Annotated in this window: 14 protein-coding genes and 1 other RNA gene; 8 read left to right on the forward strand and 7 right to left on the reverse strand. The window is 38.9% G+C overall.

Annotated features, from left to right (window positions below; genetic code table 11):
- Window positions 1-166: 166 nt before the first annotated feature.
- Both RMX69_RS03810 and RMX69_RS03815 read right to left on the reverse strand, forming a co-directional pair.
- Complete coding sequence (locus RMX69_RS03810) at window positions 167-5,593, reverse strand: AAA family ATPase (RefSeq protein ID WP_322636559.1); 5,427 nt, start codon at window positions 5,591-5,593, stop codon at window positions 167-169.
- Between the two features lie 185 nt (window positions 5,594-5,778).
- Window positions 5,779-6,315: a nucleotidyltransferase family protein gene (locus tag RMX69_RS03815; protein WP_289795588.1), complete on the reverse strand. Its 537-nt coding sequence runs from the start codon at window positions 6,313-6,315 to the stop codon at window positions 5,779-5,781.
- Between the two features lie 193 nt (window positions 6,316-6,508).
- Here RMX69_RS03815 and RMX69_RS03820 point away from each other — a divergent pair, with 193 nt between their 5' ends.
- The 3 genes from RMX69_RS03820 to cobO all read left to right on the forward strand — a co-directional run bounded on the left by RMX69_RS03820 (window position 6,509) and on the right by cobO (window position 9,392).
- On the forward strand, window positions 6,509-7,777 hold the full coding sequence (locus RMX69_RS03820) for a plasmid pRiA4b ORF-3 family protein (RefSeq protein WP_322636560.1): 1,269 nt from the start codon (window positions 6,509-6,511) through the stop codon (window positions 7,775-7,777).
- A 138-nt stretch (window positions 7,778-7,915) separates the two neighbouring features.
- Window positions 7,916-8,359 (forward strand): GFA family protein, encoded by a 444-nt coding sequence (locus tag RMX69_RS03825; protein ID WP_322636561.1) that lies wholly within the window; start codon window positions 7,916-7,918, stop codon window positions 8,357-8,359.
- 355 nt (window positions 8,360-8,714) lie between these two features.
- Entirely contained in the window at window positions 8,715-9,392 is a 678-nt protein-coding gene (cobO, locus tag RMX69_RS03830; protein WP_322636562.1) for a cob(I)yrinic acid a,c-diamide adenosyltransferase, read from the forward strand.
- A gap of 321 nt (window positions 9,393-9,713) precedes the next feature.
- Here cobO and RMX69_RS03835 read toward each other — a convergent pair whose 3' ends face one another.
- Together RMX69_RS03835 and RMX69_RS03840 are read right to left on the reverse strand one after the other, a co-directional pair.
- Complete coding sequence (locus RMX69_RS03835; protein ID WP_322636563.1) at window positions 9,714-10,544, reverse strand: peptidoglycan-binding domain-containing protein; 831 nt, start codon at window positions 10,542-10,544, stop codon at window positions 9,714-9,716.
- Window positions 10,545-10,930: 386 nt separating this feature from the next.
- Entirely contained in the window at window positions 10,931-11,482 is a 552-nt protein-coding gene (locus RMX69_RS03840) for a 2'-5' RNA ligase family protein (protein ID WP_322636564.1), read from the reverse strand.
- Window positions 11,483-11,595: 113 nt separating this feature from the next.
- On the opposite strand from RMX69_RS03840, the gene RMX69_RS03845 reads away from it, so the two are divergent.
- The 5 genes from RMX69_RS03845 (at window position 11,596) to queF (ending at window position 13,455) form a co-directional block, all read left to right on the forward strand.
- Window positions 11,596-11,862 carry a YciI family protein gene (locus tag RMX69_RS03845; RefSeq protein WP_289795594.1) on the forward strand — a complete coding sequence of 89 codons (267 nt, stop codon included), beginning with the start codon at window positions 11,596-11,598 and terminating at the stop codon, window positions 11,860-11,862.
- Between the two features lie 37 nt (window positions 11,863-11,899).
- An RNA gene (gene ffs / locus RMX69_RS03850) (signal recognition particle sRNA small type) lies at window positions 11,900-11,996 on the forward strand.
- Window positions 11,997-12,021: 25 nt separating this feature from the next.
- Window positions 12,022-12,408, forward strand: a complete 387-nt coding sequence (locus RMX69_RS03855; RefSeq protein ID WP_322636565.1) for a phasin family protein — start codon at window positions 12,022-12,024, stop codon at window positions 12,406-12,408.
- 157 nt (window positions 12,409-12,565) lie between these two features.
- Window positions 12,566-12,967, forward strand: coding sequence for a hypothetical protein (locus tag RMX69_RS03860; RefSeq protein WP_322636566.1), 402 nt, complete (start codon window positions 12,566-12,568; stop codon window positions 12,965-12,967).
- 107 nt (window positions 12,968-13,074) lie between these two features.
- Window positions 13,075-13,455: a preQ(1) synthase gene (gene queF / locus RMX69_RS03865; RefSeq protein ID WP_322636567.1), complete on the forward strand. Its 381-nt coding sequence runs from the start codon at window positions 13,075-13,077 to the stop codon at window positions 13,453-13,455.
- 37 nt (window positions 13,456-13,492) lie between these two features.
- Here queF and pstS read toward each other — a convergent pair whose 3' ends face one another.
- The 3 genes from pstS to RMX69_RS03880 form a co-directional block, all read right to left on the reverse strand.
- The gene (gene pstS, locus RMX69_RS03870) at window positions 13,493-14,572 is read right to left on the reverse strand and encodes a phosphate ABC transporter substrate-binding protein PstS (RefSeq protein ID WP_322636568.1); all 1,080 of its coding nucleotides are present in this window, start codon (window positions 14,570-14,572) and stop codon (window positions 13,493-13,495) included.
- Between the two features lie 209 nt (window positions 14,573-14,781).
- Window positions 14,782-16,179, reverse strand: coding sequence for a cytochrome c biogenesis protein (locus tag RMX69_RS03875; protein WP_322636569.1), 1,398 nt, complete (start codon window positions 16,177-16,179; stop codon window positions 14,782-14,784).
- A 30-nt stretch (window positions 16,180-16,209) separates the two neighbouring features.
- On the reverse strand, window positions 16,210-16,950 hold the full coding sequence (locus RMX69_RS03880) for a cytochrome c biogenesis protein CcdA (RefSeq protein ID WP_322636570.1): 741 nt from the start codon (window positions 16,948-16,950) through the stop codon (window positions 16,210-16,212).
- Window positions 16,951-16,961 lie beyond the last annotated feature (11 nt).

A 16,961-nucleotide genomic window follows, 5' to 3' on the forward strand; every position in this document is an offset into this window, starting at 1 on the left:
TAATAAAGTTAGCACTTACATACTTCGATTAACAGCAAAATGAATTTCAGTTTGCCAATTTTCAGAAATTAAATAAAATTACTCTAGCAATCCTACAAAATTTGTGATATGCTCCTCAACTGCTTGGAGAAGGTGAGATTCTGCGGCTACAACTATCAAAAGTTCCTTATTCTCCCAAAATGGGAATAGAAATTATAAATTGTGTCCCTTGTCCCAAAACTGATTCACAAGTCAAATTTCCACCATGATTTTCAACTATAATTTGCCGACTAATAGATAATCCTAATCCCGTACCTTTTCCTACACATTTGGTAGTAAATAAATTCTCAAAAATACAGGATTTTACTTCTTCAGGCATTCCTTTGGCATTATCTTGAATCTTAATTACCACCATGTCATTATCTACTTGTAGATAAGTCTCAATAGTAATAATATTAGGATGCTTTTCTTCAATTTCTAAAAAATCACGGCCGATATTTGCTTCTTCTAAAGCATCGATTGCATTAGCAATAATATTCATAAATACCTGATTTAATTGTCCCAAATAGCATTTTACTAATGGGATATCTGCATAATTCTTAATAATTTTAATTGCTGGACGATTATGATCAGCTTTCAGACGATGTTGTAAAATCATCAAAGTACTATCAATACCTTCATGGATATTAGCTAACACTTTAGAGGTAGTATCAGCACGAGAAAAAGTACGGAGAGAGGTACTAATATTACGAATGCGCTGTGTCCCCACTGTCATACCATCAATCATTTTAGGTAAATCTTTTATCAGGAAATCTATATCTATCTCTTCGGCTTTTTCTTCAATTTCAGCGCCAGGATTGGGGAATTTTTCTCGGTACAGTTGCAGATAGTCTATTAAATCTTTAACAATATCTTTTGCTTGGGCAATACTACCTGTAATAAAACTGATGGGGTTATTTATTTCATGTGCTACACCTGCAACTAAATTACCCAGAGAAGACATTTTTTCACTTTGGATAAGTTGTAGTTGTGCCTCTTGTAAATCTTTTATCGATTCTTCTAATTCCTTAGATTTGTCTTGCGACTTTGTGTACAAGCTGGCATTTTCTATGGCAATAGCCATTTGAGAAACTAAGACTTTTAATACCTCTACCCTTTCTAGAACAAAAGCTCCTGATGATAACTGGTTTTCTAAATAAATAATACCAGTCAGCTGTGATTGGTACATAATGGGCAAACAAAAGATTGATTTTGTTTGAGATTTTTGGATATAGATGTCAAAATTAAAAGGCTCTGTAACTATTGCATCATTTAACACAATATATTGCTGAGTTCTAAGAACATAATTAATTACAGACAGCGGTAAATCTTGATAGGTTTCAACAGGAATAGAATGTAAAACCGTCACTACATCGTCAGTAGCATTTCCAGAAGCTTCAATATACAGGTGATTCTCTTTAAGTAAGAGTAGCACTGCTTTTTGTGCGGCAGCATTTTCTAGTAAAATTTGGATCAACTTACCCAGTAGATTTTCTAAAACAATTTCATTAGTAATCGCTTGTGAAAACTTGATGAATGCATTAAAATCTAGAAAATCGCTCAAGCTGCTATTGGTAGTAGTGTTAGTGGTAATATGAGTTGTATCAATTTTTGAGCTAGTGTTTTCTATGGTAGTAGTTTGTCCTACTAGAAAAACATACTTTGATTCTAAGTGTTTAACTTTAGCGATCGCACCCCAACGAATATAGGCATAATAGGCTTTAGTTATATAAGTTTGATGAATTAATTCTTTACCTAAAGACTGATAGAATTTTCCAGCTAACTCATAGGCTAAAGCTTCTTCTTGGAGAAAACCGTTTGCTTGAGATTTGGCAATCGAGTTTTCATAATAGTCCATTGCTTCAAGCTTTTGACCCAAAACCTGATACCGTTCTGCCTCGACGAGATAAAATCTGTGTAAGTGATTGGTGGGAGCATGAATAGCCCAGAGTTCCATCTTTTGCTGATTAGCTTGGACTTTTTCTAGAATAGCTTGCTTCTCAGACTCTTTAGCAGTATGATATACTGCTAAGTGGGCTAAAGAATCGTAAAAATAAAACACTGGAACAACAAACAAGCCTGTAACACCACCTAAAGATTTTTCTGCGATCGCAGCATTTTCCACAGCTTTAAAATACTCCCCAAATATGTAAGAGAGCATTAGCTTATTAACAAATAAGTGGTTAATTGTGTAAAGGTCATTTACTTGCTGATGAATTGGCAGCATACTTTCCTCGTCGTAAGCTTCTCCAATTAAACAGTCCACATTTTCAAAACTTCCTTTCAAGTTCAGAACTGTTTGCAAATACACTGAGTTCCAAGTGAAAGCTACTTGTTGCTTGATTTTTTTCAGCGAATCACAATAAGCTATCAGTTCTTTTTCTAGAACCCAAAGTTCCTTACCCAGCCAAAATGAATGATAGGGATAAATGTAACCACAATAACCAGCATATTCTAAATCTCCAGTCTCCAGACCACTAGAATATCCTGACATTGATGATGTTAATGTCTCTCTAATATGCTCTTTCCAATGCATAACATGGGCACTAACAACCGTCAGAATTTTCGCCTTGAGTTCTTCAGCATTAAATTGTGACACCAGACGTGAAGCTAATTTTCCAAATTTATAGCCAGAATCAATTTCTCCTTGAACTCCACAAAGAAGTAATCCATAAAGACTATAACCATAAGCAGATACAGCTGTATTTCCATACCTTAAGGACAAATTGACCATTTTACAAACAATAATTGGCATCATTGCCGGAGCAGTTTGAAAAGCCGCAGGGAGAACTCCCATTAATATTCTCATAGCTGCAATCTTGTTAGGATCGGTCATTAATGGTAAATTAATTAAATCTGCGATGGCTTTCCCTTTCAAAGAAACAGCAATTTCATCCATCCCCTGTTGAATATCAGTTGATGTCGGTTCGTCTGGAAAACTTATTCCTAACAATTGCAGAATTGATACTGCGGTTTGAATAGCTTTCAATTGCTTGCTTTGAATGATAGAAGCGATAATCTGTACTTCATAGACTTTCACTTTATCTAAAAGAATTTTTGCTTCTTGCTGCACCACCTCAGCCCATTTTTGCATCTGCTCAAAATCACCGCCCAGATAGGCTGCCTCTGCGGCTCCTTCATATAAACCAATGGTTAAGGTATATTCCGTTTGCCAAGCGTCTATATTTAAAAGCTCTATCCCATTTGTGAAGTATTTAAGAGCAGCTTCGTAAGCTGTAGAAGCTTTAGCTTTTCGCCCTGCAATTAAATTTAATCGTGCCAATTCAGTTTTTTCAGACTGCTCTATCAGGTTAACAATACCTACATTTAACTGATTGACGATATCAAAAATATTAGCTTCTATTTCCTCTTTAGGTATATTTTTAAGAAGCAATTGCCCAATTCTCAGGTGAGTAGATTTCTTAAGTTCTTCTGGAATTAAGGAATATGCTGCTTGCTGTACTCTATCATGCAAGAACTTGTAACCCACCCGTGAAGTGTCGAAATTTAAATTAACCGCTTCTTCTTGATTAAAAACTAAAGGAATGCGGTAAGCTTCACTTAAAGGCAGAATTAATCCCGCTTGCAAAGCTGAGTGTAAATCATTTGCTGTCAAAGAAGGTGATTTTTCATTGACTATCGATAAAACATCCAAACTAAATCTGTCACCCACACAAGCTGCTAATTTTAAAACATCTTGAGTGAACTGTGGTAGTTTTTCAACTCGGCTGGCAACTAATTCAACTACATTCTTATCGGTGATTCCAATTGCTTGAATATCCTCTAGACTCCATTGCCATTTAGCATTAGCAAAGTCAAACGTTAACAGTTTTTCTTGATGAAGTGCCTGAATTAGTTGTGTTATGAAAAATGGATTTCCACCTGTTTTATTACAAATTAACTCAGCTAGTTTAATAATTTCTTGATTAAAGACTTCTGTTTGTTCATCCTGCTTCACCTCTATTTTTTGAAGAGTTTCGGCAACTAGCTGAGTTACATTGCCTAAATTTAAGGGTTGCAATACAAGATTATTAACAACCATGCCACTATTCTTAATCTCTTCTATCTTTTGGATTAAAGGATGTGCTGAACTAACTTCATTATCCCTATATGCCCCAATAAATAAAAAATATTTGCTGTCTGTATCAGTTATGAGCAGTTGAATTAGATTTAAAGTAGCTGAATCTGCCCATTGCAAATCATCTAAAAAGATGACTAATGGGTGTTCTTTTTGAGTAAAAACTTGGATAAATTCTTTAAAAACATGATTGAAACGATTTTGTGATTCTGTTGCCCCAATTTGGGCAACTTCCGGCTGTGTCCCGATGATCAATTCTACTTCTGGAATTACGTCAGTAATAACTTTTCCATTTGTCCCTAAAGCTGATAATATTTTACTACGCCATATTTCTATTTTTTCATTATTCTCGGTCAGCAAATACCGCATTAAATATGCAAAGGCTTGAATTAAAGAAGCATAAGGTATATTCCGTTTTAACTGGTCAAATTTACCAGAAATAAAGTACCCTTGTCTGCGAGTAATGGGTTTATTAACTTCATTGACTAGAACTGATTTGCCAATCCCAGAATAGCCAGAAACTAGCATCATTTCACTAGTTCCAGATGTCACTCGCTCAAATGCAGCTAAAAGTTCATTAACTTGTTCTTCACGACCATATAATTTTTGAGGTATTAATAACTGGCTCAATATATCCAAACGACCTGGCACAAAATCAGTGATAATTCCCTTAGTTTCTAACTGCTTAATACATAATTCTAAATCTGCTAATAATCCTGTAGCACTTTGATATCTGTCTTCCGCATTTTTTGCCATCAGCTTCATCACAATCTCAGAGATGGCGGTAGGAATTTGTGAATTTAATGATTGTGGGTTTCTCGCTTGAACTGCAATGTGACTATAAACTACTTCTAGGGGGTCTTGGCTAACAAATGGTGTTTTATCAGTGAGCATTTCATATAAAGTCACACCAAGAGAATAAAAGTCAGTACGATAATCAAGAATGCGATTCATTCTCCCAGTTTGTTCAGGAGACATATAGGCAAGTGTGCCTTCAACGCAGTTCGGGTTATTAAATTGGGGATTTTCCTTATTGAGACGGGAGGCTATACCAAAGTCAGCGAGTTTAACAATACCTGTCTGGGAGTTAATTATGATGTTATTAGGTTTGATATCTTTATGAATAATCTGATTATTATGCAAATAATCTAAAGCTTTAGTCAGTTGAATAGCAATCTTTAAATGGTTAATTAAGTCAAGTTTTTTTGTTTGAAGCAGTTGAGATAAAGACTGACCACCAAAGTCTTCTAACAATAATCCCACACGGTTTTCAAAGGTTTCTAGACTGATAGCTTTAACTATATTGGGATGGTCTAAACCTTGCTGAATTTGATACTCATTTTTAAGGCGAGTAAAGGCTTCAAGAGTCGGATATTCATTTTTAAGCAGCTTGAGGATAACTCGCTGTTGCGTCTTTGGCGTTTGTGCTTGATAAATAATTGTTTGGATTCCTTCGTGGAGAGTCGAGTTGATTTGGTATCCAGTAAGATTTGGCATTGATTTTTGCCTGTAAAGTTATAAAATTAGCATCATCCCTGTTCTATCGTGAAAGGGGTTCTAGTTTAATTATTCCCAGTACTTAGAAAATTATTAACATTGCGCTTCAGTATCAAAGGGTTGTAAATTAAAAAGCGATTATTTCCTGGTAATGGAAACTAGCGGTTAAAATCTGACTGTAACTTTTACGCCAACCGCAGATAAGGACACTTCTGTAAAAATCCAGATGCCTTATTATGGGCATCCAAATTATGAGTATGCGTTGGCGTAGGTCGAATAATGCCACCAAATAGGTCATCCAACCCGTAAGGTGTGAAAAATTGCCATTGTCCTTGAGCATTTAGTCGAACTCCCACAGCAGTAGCGGTGTGCAGCCAATCTGCGATGCCATCCTCTGTACTAGTATAAGGTCTGCTACCAAGACGCCAACGAGCAAAACTGGCTTGATTTTTGACATCAAACTCGTCATCAGGAAATTGTTCTGTGAGAGTCGCCTTTGCCACTAGTTCTTGAGAACGGTTCCCCTCTATATCAAAGAATGCAATATCGAAATCTTTAATAATTAATCCACAGTCATTGCCAAAAATTGAAGACCAAACGGTGTTTCGGACTGCACCCCCGGCTAACCACCAGTTAGGTAGATTTAGTTGAGCGATCGCAGGTAATACTGTATTAATACGTGTATCAGCTAAAATCATCTGTAGGCGAGTGTTACTATTCATATCAAATTTCTGGGATTGTCAAGTAGAAGGTGAAAATATTATCATTCACATTTCATTAAACTTACGGTGTTAATAGTCCTGTTGTGACACTTGGCAGGTCAATGTTTATCAGGAGAACTTCGTAGTCATAGTATAAAGAAAACAGGTTAAACAGAAGGTTAAATTGTGAATTGAGAATTTAGAATTTTTATTTATGGAAGATTTATTTGCGCGACTAGAACGCACACTCAATCCTGAACTGCCTTCCTTAACAGAGTCACAACAAAAACTCCTACAAGAACTCAGTATTGATGAAAATCAACCCGGTACGATTTTGCATGACTTTCAAACTCTGATAGATTTCTTGCAACCAAACGGAGTGGAAGTTAGTAGTATTAATAACCTTCTACCGCTAAAAGTCCTATCAGAAGTTAATTCTCGGTTAAGTCACCCAATTGAAACTAAACTCAAACGCCCCCTACAGAAATCATACCCCTACATTAATGGACTATATCTGTTATTACGCAGTTCTGGAATAGCCCAAATTAGATCCCAAGGGAAGAAGCAGGTTTTAGTTTTAGATGCAGCAACTTTGCAATCATGGTCAAGCCTCAATCTAACAGAACGTTATTTCAACTTATTAGAAGCTTGGTTGATTTGGGGAAATAACGAAGTTTTGGGTGAACATCAAGATTCATTAGGTAATTTATTTAGATGTATTCAACTTTGGCCCCGCGTTCCAGATAAAGGTTTAAAATTTCCTAAATATGAAGATCAAAACAATATTAGTTATTACCCCGGACTGCATAATGTTGCCCTGTTAGAGTTATTTGGATTTTTATTTATCAAACATGGTAAACCACAAGAAGGCAAGGGGTGGCGTATTACTAGTTTACAACGCTTACCCTTTGGTGATGCTCTGTTGCAATTCCTTTTTCCATTGGGGATACGAGGAGAATTACAGGATGATGTGAATGTGAGTTTTGGAAAATTACAGTCACATTTTCAACCATTTTTTCCAGAATGGAAGCATAATTTACTTGTTCCTAAGCAAGGCTTCACCGATGGTATTTATATTTTCAAAGTATCTCTTTTTAAGGCTTGGCGACGCATTGCCATACCAGCAAAAAAACCATTAAGCTGGCTAGCAGAGATAATTCTTGATGCTTTTGACTTTGATTACGATCACCTGTATGAGTTTAGTTATAAAGACCATTTTGGGCGCATCATAAAAATCGGTCATGCCTACATGGAAACACCCCCATTTGCCGACCAAGTGCAGATTGGTGATTTATCTCTAGAACCGGGTGGTAAAATGACCTATCTTTATGATTTTGGCGACAATTGGAAATTTGATGTGCAGTTAGAAGCAATTAATCCACCTGATAACAAAATCAAAAAACCGAAGATTTTAGAAGTTCACGGAAATGCACCTCAACAGTATTGGAGTGAGGATGATGAATCGGATGAATATGAAGAATGAGAAAGATTTAGGAAAGTTTAGATAATGAAAAGTTTCTCGTATTCTCATATTTTCTGTTTCTGTCTATTAAAACCCGCTTTAAGATTGAGATAGTTTTAGTTACAATAAGGTGATACAAATTGTTAGGAGATAAAACCTGTGAGCCTTCCATATACTGGAGGTTGTCAATGTGGACAGATTCGTTATGAAATTAATGCTGAACCGTTAACACTTTACCTATGTCACTGTCAGGAGTGTCAAAAACAATCCTCTAGTGCCTTTGGTATGTCTCTTACAGTACTACGAGATGCTGTTGTAATTGTTCAGGGAAAACCGAAATCTTGGACTCGGAAAAATGATAGCGGACGTGAGGTAAATAACCTATTCTGTGGCGACTGCGGAACGCGATTGTTCCATGAAAGGACTTACAATCCAAATACTATCAATGTCAAAGCTGGAACCTTAGATGATACCAGTTGGTTACGCCCAGTAGGTAACATTTGGACACGCAGTGCCCAGTCATGGGTGATAATTTCAGACCAATTGCTCAACTATGACGGGCAACCAGAAGATACGCAGGCTTTATGGGAAAAATGGAAATAACAACATCCATAAATGCATAACTCATGATATTAGACATCATACTTATGATACTTAAAGTATCTAACTCATTACTGTACTAAAGAAGATAATAATCATAAAATTTTACTGGTAAAATGCTTTAATGAACATATTAGATTATTTAAAACAGTAATAGTAAACTCAAATTATAAGTTCAGTTTGTGTATCATATATAGTTCCACTTGTCTGCAAATCATTAATAAAGCTAACACACTATTAATATTTCACATGAAAAATTACTGGATATTTTCAATCAAGTAATGTAAGTGAAATTGGATAAGTAAGGCGATTTTGGTTCATTTTCAACACTTTTAACAGTTATTTCTAGACAAGCTTGATGAAAAACGATACACCGCGAGAATTGAACCCAGACCAAGAAATTGGACGCTTGATTGATGAGGTAATGTCTTCATCTCTGACTGATGAACAGTACCGCAAAAAAATGCAGCGACGCAAAGAAGTGCAAGACAGGCGCATAGCAGAAGCTGTACCAGAAAAAGGATTAATTATTGTAAATACTGGTAACGGTAAGGGTAAAACCACTGCGGCTTTGGGGATGGTGTTGCGATCGCTCGGTCATGGGTATAAAGTAGCGATCGTTCAATTCATCAAAGGTAGCTGGGAACCTTCCGAAAAAAGGGTTTTCAGCTATTGGGAAGACCAGATAGAATTTCACGCAATGGGCGAAGGCTTTACTTGGGAGACTCAAGACCGCGATCGCGATCTTGACAAAGCTAGCGCCGCTTGGGAAAAATCATTAGAATACATCCGCAACCCAGACTTTCATCTAGTGTTGTTAGACGAAATCAATATCGCCCTTAAAATGGCTTACTTACCTGTAGAAGACGTTTTAGCCGGTTTGGCACAAAAACCCGCTAACAAACACGTTATTCTCACAGGTAGAGGCGCACCACCTGCTTTAATTGAGCGTGCTGATTTAGTAACTGAAATGACCCTAGTTAAGCACCCTTTCCGCGATCAAGGTGTCAAAGCACAACCGGGAATTGAATATTAAATCAGAATTCAGAATTCAGAATTCAGAACTCAGAACTCAGAATTGTTAAAAAACCAGGTTTCCGACTCAGCAGAGATTCAGAAACCTGGTTTTTAATTCTCGTATGTCATACCAATTTGAAAAAAGAATGCAACAGATAATAGATATCACCAACCCTGCTGCCTTACTAAGGGGTGCGCTATCAGCGCAGGTGAGCTTATGTGTCGTAAACATTTTTTGAATTGGTATCAGATGTGGAAAAGCAGATTACGCCTATACACAGCAGATTTCAAGTTGGAGATACAAAGTTTTAGTTCTGAATTCTGCTGTAAGTCCCATTTGTTACTTCTTATTCCAAAGACTTAAAAATGCTTGAGATATGGCTGGGGTAATCTGACTTTGTAAGTGATTTAGTGCATCACGATGGTTTGCATTATTGTCATCATAATAAGTAAAAAGATTCGTCAGCTTAACAATCTCAGGATTTTGATCGTTTGTCCCCCTCCATTTGTTAGTAACTTTGTGTAAAACGTCCTTGGGTAAATTTTGTTGTAAGTTATTTAACGCTGCAATGAAAGAAGGATTTTGAGGATTTTTTTTGAATTGAAAGCACAAATCTATCAGCTTTAGTTGTGACTGAGGCGGAGTCTGGGGTTTATCTGTGAGACTTGGTTGCTGTAGAATTTGCCGCTGTTCAATAGTAGCAATCCCATTTTCAGTTAAACCCTGAGATTTCTGAAATTTCTTGACTGCTGTATAAGTAGCTGGTCCATAAAAAGGCTTGTTTGGAGGAATTTCGGCATTGGTTGCAAAACCGTGAAACTTCAATCTATTCTGAAGCCCTTTGACTGTTTCTTCCATGACAGTTCGAGTCTCTGCATCAGCATTACCATTAACCACAAGTTTTTGTGAATACTGTTTCTGAAACTTTTTAATAGCTTCTTCAGTAGGATCGTCTGTCAAAGAGTTGTTATTCCGCTTCCAGGGAGCAAATTTAGTGAGATCCGGCTTAGGATCAATCTCAGGAGCTAAATATCCCAATCCGATCAATATATGACGGATGACTTCAGGGCTACTAACGGCCATACTTTTTGGTTCCTTTGCGATTAAACTACCATTTAATGTATCTGGTTTTACAAAAATTAGGTAAGTAGAAATAAATAAATCTAACATTTCTTATTTGCAAGGCGTTCTAAAAGTTAAGCGATGTGTGACGACAAGCTGCAACTCTTTGAGACGTTCGATGTATGCGACTACAGAGAGTGAAAAAGAAAGAGATGCGATCGCTTATTCTCAACTATTAATGATACTACGTGTTACGGACACACAGATGTGCGCAGACAATTTTACAAAAGGCTTCAGGTAAATATTAGACCTCTTGCAAAAGTGCTTTTTGCAAGAGGGGGAAAAGGGTAAAGGTTAAAGGGGAAGGGGACAATACAGAACCTTTTCCCCTTCCCCCTTACCCTTTTCCCGACTTATGCAAGAAGTCTATTGGATATTATCGTCAAGGTAGCTTCAATATCAAACAGCGCCAGCGGCCATCGCAAAAACATCGCTCAATTACTACCAGAGAAAAAAGCAAACTCCCGTTTAATATTCCAGCGCTTCCCGTCGTGAAGCAGCAAGGTTAATTTGTCAGCAGTAAACTCAAAATGCAACTGACGATTTTCAAATTCTGGCCAAGCAGCTTTGAAATTCTGCTTTGTTAAATCCCGAAATGCAACCGTTAAATGGGGTGCAAAAGGGCGGGTTTTAGAAACCTTGTCAACAATTTGCAAGTTGCTTTCTGTATAAGCCATTAAATCAGCTTGCAAAGTTAAAAGCTCTTGACTTCTGATGACATTAATGTATATGACACGAGGTGCAAAGGCATCAAACCCTTTGAGTGTAATTGCTACTGGCTGTTGTCCACTGGCAAACTCCTTCAAGGATGCTTCTAACAATGGTAAGTTAGCATCTGCCCATTCAAAGGGCGGTTGCAGGGTAATATGAGGCGGAGACTTTAGCGCCCCGCTACTAGTATAGCGATCGGCAAAATACTGCTTAATCTCGTTGGCGTAGTCTTGAATATCTTGCGGTGGTATGAGGGCGACAAAAAAACGACTCATATATCTATATTAATTAGTAAATCGTTATAGTTCGTGTATATTGCTACTCAAATGCTACTCAAAAATAGTCATAACTAAAGCAGGATGTTGTTGTAACTGGAGTTAAGAAGCCAATGCCGTGGTTTGTAAAAATTGAAGAAGGGAAAGTTGATAAACCTACCTTTGACCAATATGTACCTGCTCACAAAGCCTACATTCGGGAACTGATTACTAAAGGACACAAAGCGCGAACAGGCTATTGGGTAGAACAAAGAGGTGGAATGTTGCTATTTGAGGCTGCCTCAAAGGAGGAAGCAGAAGCGATTGTAGCTGATGACCCCTTGGTAAAACACGGCTGCGTCAACTATCAGCTTTATGAATGGCGAATTGTTATGGAATGACACACACTTACTGAATTTTAATGTTATGCTTATTGAAGACCTGGATCTATGCGATCGCAACACCCAAATCTTGTCAGAACCGGAAGGTAGCAGCAACACGGGAGGCTTGTGGTAGGCGTAGTCTCCGGGTCGCCCTATTTTTAGGAGCGGTCAGCAACCATGCCTGGTTTTGGAGATATTGTTCAAAAAGCTTTTTACCTCGGTGTTGGGTTAGCTTCTTACGCAGGTGAGAAAGCGGGGGGAAAATTAGCCGAAGTGCGATCGCAAGTCCAAAAACTGGCAGATGAAATGGTGGCAAAGGGCGAAATGAACACAGAAGAAGCCCGCCGCTTCGTTGAGGACATGATGAAGCAAGCCCAACAAGCCCAACCATCTGTTGAAACCTCGTCAGAAACGCCCCCTTCTCAACCTCGCCGCATTGAAATTTTAGAGGAAGATGAAGAGCCAACGGTAAAAGAGGCGTCAAATGATCAGAATGTAGATAAATTGCGCGATGAAGTGCTAAAGCTGCAAGACGAGTTAAAACGATTGCAACGCGATCGATAAAAAGCATTGTTTGAGCGCAATATTAAGTAATAAGTGGCATTTTGACATGACACTTCGGATAAAAACTTGATAAGATACATTGCCTAGTGTGTATTTTAGTGCTTCAAGCCAGATAACACAAAGCGTCCTGTTTATAGCCTGCAAAGGTGTCAAGTTTATGGAACAGTGGCAAAAAGATTTAGTAGAAATCGTCGAAACGGTGGCTGATGAAGTAGAGCGCTTCTTCCTGGGAATGAGTGAAGTAGTAGACGCATTTTTTGAGCTAACGGAAGAAGTCAGCGAGCAAGTACACAATAATATTGTTACGGAAGTCGATCAGTATCTACAGGATTTGGCTGAACCGATGTTAGAAGCTTACTGGGAACTGGAAGACATTGTAGCAGATGTAGATCCGGGTTTTCCTTATTCAGTTGAACCTACATCTGAAAAAAATCCTGCCTGTATCGGTTGTAGTCACTACCACGGTCAAGTTTATGGTGGTAATTTATTAGTTTGTGCTATGCATCCCCACGGTTGTGAAGATGAGAATTGTCCAGACTGGCAGAAGGAAGAGTATTGAGGGGGAGTTAGGAGTTAGGAGTTAGGAGTTAACAAGCTACAAAATTACTAAAAGGACGTAAAGATAAGTAGAATAACTAATGACAAATGACAAATGACAAATGACAAATGACAAACCAAGAAATGAAGTATGGCGAACGCGACATTGCAGAAGGTAAACTAATTACCTTTCTGAATCCGCGCGTGGGGAGGCGATATAACATTAACATTACTTTGCCGGAATTTACTTGTAAATGTCCCTTTTCCGGTTATCCTGACTTTGCGACAATTTATGTTAGCTATGTGCCTGATGAACGGGTAGTGGAATTGAAGGCACTCAAACTTTATATTAATAGTTACCGCGATCGCTATATTTCCCACGAAGAATCTGCCAATCAAATTTTAGATGATTTTGTGGCTGCTTGCGATCCGTTGGAAGTCACGGTGAAAGCAGATTTCACGCCTCGCGGTAATGTACATACTGTAGTTGAAGTGCGTCACCAAAAGTAACATCATTGCTGATGAGTGCAGATGGCATTAATCGGCTTCATTCAGCAATTTTCTTCACGGCAGATTGCACTTGAAGCACAACTTTTTTTGATAAAGGAATATATCCAAGTTCCAAACTGGATTTTTGCCCGTCAATCACAGCCCAATTCACAAAGTTTTTCAGTGCTTGAGCTTTGACTCGGTTGGGATATTGGTGATAAGTTAAAAGCCAGCTGTAAGTGACAATGGGATAGGACTCGGCACCTGTAGGATCGGTGATAAAAGCAATCAAGTTATCACCTGGTAATTTCACTGCTTCTAAAGTTTGTGCTACAGATTCTGGTGTCGGCGCAATATAATTACCAGATTTATTTTCTAAAGTAGCCACAGGAAGCTTATTTTGTTTGGCGTAAATGTATTCTACATAGCCAATAGCTCCTGGTATCTGTTGAATCAGGGCGGTAACACCTTCGTTACCCTTTCCACCAACTCCCACTTGCCATGCTATCGATTTACCAGCCCCAATTTTGCTTTTCCATTCTGGACTTATGGCGCTTAGGTGTTGCGTAAACACGCTTGTAGTTCCACTACCATCAGTTCGGTGTACAACCTGAATTGGTAAATCGGGCAAACTTACACCTGGATTAGCTGCGGCTATTCTAGGATGATTCCAATTCGTAATTTTTCCGAGAAAGATATCTACGTAAACTTGGCGTGGTAGCCTGAGAGCAGGTGGCACATTGACTTGAGGCGACTGCTGTGAAACTGTTGTGAGGTTATAAGCCAGCACAATAGAACCGGCAGTTATTGGCAAAGCGATTACTCCCCGTTTTATCTTGGCTGCTTGTTCCTTTGTAATTCCCACATCACTAGCTGCAAAATCTACAGTACCGTCGATGAGCTGTTGCACTCCAGCGCTGCTTCCTATAGCTTGATAGTTAATTTCTATATTGGGATTTTGCTGGTTGTAATCTGAAAGCCAGCGCTCATACAAAGGTGCGGGAAAACTTGCCCCAGTACCAACAAGGGAAACACGCTTTACGTTTTTCTGCTCGCCAGCGCAAGAAGCAATAGTCAACAAGATAGCGATTAAAGGTAGAAGGCAAACCCGTCCCTGAGATTGAAGTTTAGCAGACATAGAAATTTTTTGTTCCAATTTTTAATAAATACCTCTAGTAATTTCCTAATTTGTAGGCGTGTGGACGTAATTAATTGTAAATAACTTTGAAACGCAGAGGGACGCGGAGGTTAACGCAAAGTTACGCAAAGTAATCTTCTGCGTTCCTCTGCGATTTCCTTCTCTGCGAGACGCTGCGCGAACGCTAATGCGAATGTGCCCCTTTGCGTTTAAACTTCAATCGCTGCCTCTTTCTCTTCACCTTTTGGCTGTGAACTCAGCCGATCTAAAATCTCTAAAACCTCTTGTTCAAAGGCAACTTGAGCGCGATTAGTTTTGCCACCTACATACAAGCGATCGCCTTTTTGCAATGCCCATATTTGCGAATGAGAAAAGTAACTCATCACCACACCCAACATGAGCAAGCCAAACCCTGTGTAAACAATTGGGATGCCTGGATCGGCTTTAATTTGTAAGCCAGTGCTACCAATGACATCCAAAATTTTCAGCTTCACGCCATTAACTTCGGTGAACATCCCCGCGCGGACTGTATCAACAAGTTTGCCAGTGGCATCATAAATTAATACCATCCCTTGCAAATCTTTCGCTAACAGGGAGACACCTTCACTCAAATCTGGTTTAGTCGGAACCCAGGTTCCCCAAATCCGCCCGTTACCGTTGGTGTTCAATTGCGCCATTGGAAGCTGAAAAATCGGGCTGTTGTTAAATTGGACGCGAACACCTGCAATTCCCCAATCAGTTTGATAGAAAGTTATGCCATGATAGCGCAGAGGCTCGTTGACAAAAATCTTCTTGTGGTCAACTTCCTTTCCCTGATTATTCAAGACAGACATATCTGAATAAAATTGATTGATGCCACCAGATGGAGTGTAATCAATCCAAAAACGATTGACGCGCACAGACCAATCTTTCGGGATTTTTGCAGCTAAAGGGCCAGCATCGACAATATTTGTCACTTGAAATGTATCGCCACTGGCAACCATTTCCTGAGCCAGAAACCCAGTCATTGCCCCCCAAATTCCCCCTAGCAAAATACCGACAATGCCAATATGAACGATAATTGGGCCGATGCGTCCAACTATTCCCTTACGGGCGTAAAGGAGATTTTCTTTTTCTTGATTTGGAAAAATTTTATAACGGTGTTTCTGTAATATTTCGCTGAGAGAATTTAGGGAACCAGTATCTAGTTCTGCACTTAAAGCTAATTTTTGAAATTGTCGTGGTTCTTCGTAATATTTCCAGCGCTGGGCAGCTTTTAAGGCTGGCAACTGACGGGTAAATGAACAAGCAGTTAAGCTAGTACCAAATAAGATGAGTAATGCTAGGAACCACCAGGTACGATATACGTGGTCTAATCCAACTACTTGAATTACCTTCCAAGTTAAGAAACCAAATAAAGCTGGATGTTCTGGGTAGTTGGCTTGGTAAAATGCAGGTGACTGACCTTGCTCAATGACAGTACCGGTGGAGCTAAAGATTGCAATCAATAGCAGTAGTGCGATCGCTAGTCGTAAGTTAGTCAGTACGGGCAAAAGCTCTTGACGTAAGAACTGCCCAGGTATCGCCCACCATTTTAATTCTTTGGACGCTGAATCTTCTAAAGTCATTAGGTGTAAAAGCTAACAAAGGTATTGATATTAAAAACTGCCAAGGGGAATCCGAGAAATTAAGGAAAATACACCGAATCCTACCAATAGTGCCCCACTAACTGGATTAATCCAGCCAGACCAGCGACGCAATTCTAGTAATTTTTTAATGGAAGCTGTAAAAGTACCCGCCAAAATCAATGGTGCTACATAACCGGCTGTATAAGAAAGTAGCAAAACAGCACCTAAAATTAAGTCTTGTGTATTGGCAATCCAACCCAGTAAACTAGCTAAAACAGGTGTGCTACAAGGGGATGCGACTAAGCCGAAAGTCAGTCCCAGTAAATAGGAACGCAATCCTGTTGGCAAATCTGGCGAAATCCAATTCGTTTCATTCAAGGATGGAAATTGTATAGGCAGTGCTTCTAATAAGTTCAGCCCCATGAGAATGGCGATAATGCTGACGATAATCGGCAAACCAATTCCCACTTGACCGTAGACTTTTCCAACTAAACCTGCTATGATTCCTAGCCCTGCTAGTGTAGTTGCTAAACCTAAAGCAAACCAAGTTGATTGGGCAGCTGCTTGCAAGCGGCTTTTGGCTTCATAACCACCGATGTAACCAATGGTAATAGGTAACATCGAAAGCATACAGGGTGTGAGACTGGTGAACAAACCAGCGGCAAAGATGATACCAACGCTTACCACGCTAAGGTGTGTTAGTTGGTTAGAAACGACGATGTTGGCAAATTGTTCTAGTTGGTAAATTTGGGTTTGCAGGTTATCAAACATGGGGAGTCTCT

Source organism: Nostoc sp. EspVER01 (genome assembly GCF_034530635.1).
GTDB lineage: Bacteria > Cyanobacteriota > Cyanobacteriia > Cyanobacteriales > Nostocaceae > Nostoc.

Excerpts from the sequence above, each read along its gene's own strand:
- RMX69_RS03810 (WP_322636559.1), bottom strand. The coding sequence starts at position 5,593 with ATGCCAAATCTTACTGGATACCAAATCAACTCGACTCTCCACGAAGGA.
- RMX69_RS03815 (WP_289795588.1), bottom strand. The coding sequence starts at position 6,315 with ATGAATAGTAACACTCGCCTACAGATGATTTTAGCTGATACACGTATT.
- RMX69_RS03820 (WP_322636560.1), top strand. The coding sequence starts at position 6,509 with ATGGAAGATTTATTTGCGCGACTAGAACGCACACTCAATCCTGAACTG.
- cobO (WP_322636562.1), top strand. The coding sequence starts at position 8,715 with ATGAAAAACGATACACCGCGAGAATTGAACCCAGACCAAGAAATTGGA.
- RMX69_RS03835 (WP_322636563.1), bottom strand. The coding sequence starts at position 10,544 with ATGTTAGATTTATTTATTTCTACTTACCTAATTTTTGTAAAACCAGAT.
- RMX69_RS03840 (WP_322636564.1), bottom strand. The coding sequence starts at position 11,482 with ATGAGTCGTTTTTTTGTCGCCCTCATACCACCGCAAGATATTCAAGAC.
- RMX69_RS03845 (WP_289795594.1), top strand. The coding sequence starts at position 11,596 with ATGCCGTGGTTTGTAAAAATTGAAGAAGGGAAAGTTGATAAACCTACC.
- RMX69_RS03855 (WP_322636565.1), top strand. The coding sequence starts at position 12,022 with ATGCCTGGTTTTGGAGATATTGTTCAAAAAGCTTTTTACCTCGGTGTT.
- RMX69_RS03860 (WP_322636566.1), top strand. The coding sequence starts at position 12,566 with ATGGAACAGTGGCAAAAAGATTTAGTAGAAATCGTCGAAACGGTGGCT.
- queF (WP_322636567.1), top strand. The coding sequence starts at position 13,075 with ATGACAAACCAAGAAATGAAGTATGGCGAACGCGACATTGCAGAAGGT.
- pstS (WP_322636568.1), bottom strand. The coding sequence starts at position 14,572 with ATGTCTGCTAAACTTCAATCTCAGGGACGGGTTTGCCTTCTACCTTTA.
- RMX69_RS03875 (WP_322636569.1), bottom strand. The coding sequence starts at position 16,179 with ATGACTTTAGAAGATTCAGCGTCCAAAGAATTAAAATGGTGGGCGATA.
- RMX69_RS03880 (WP_322636570.1), bottom strand. The coding sequence starts at position 16,950 with ATGTTTGATAACCTGCAAACCCAAATTTACCAACTAGAACAATTTGCC.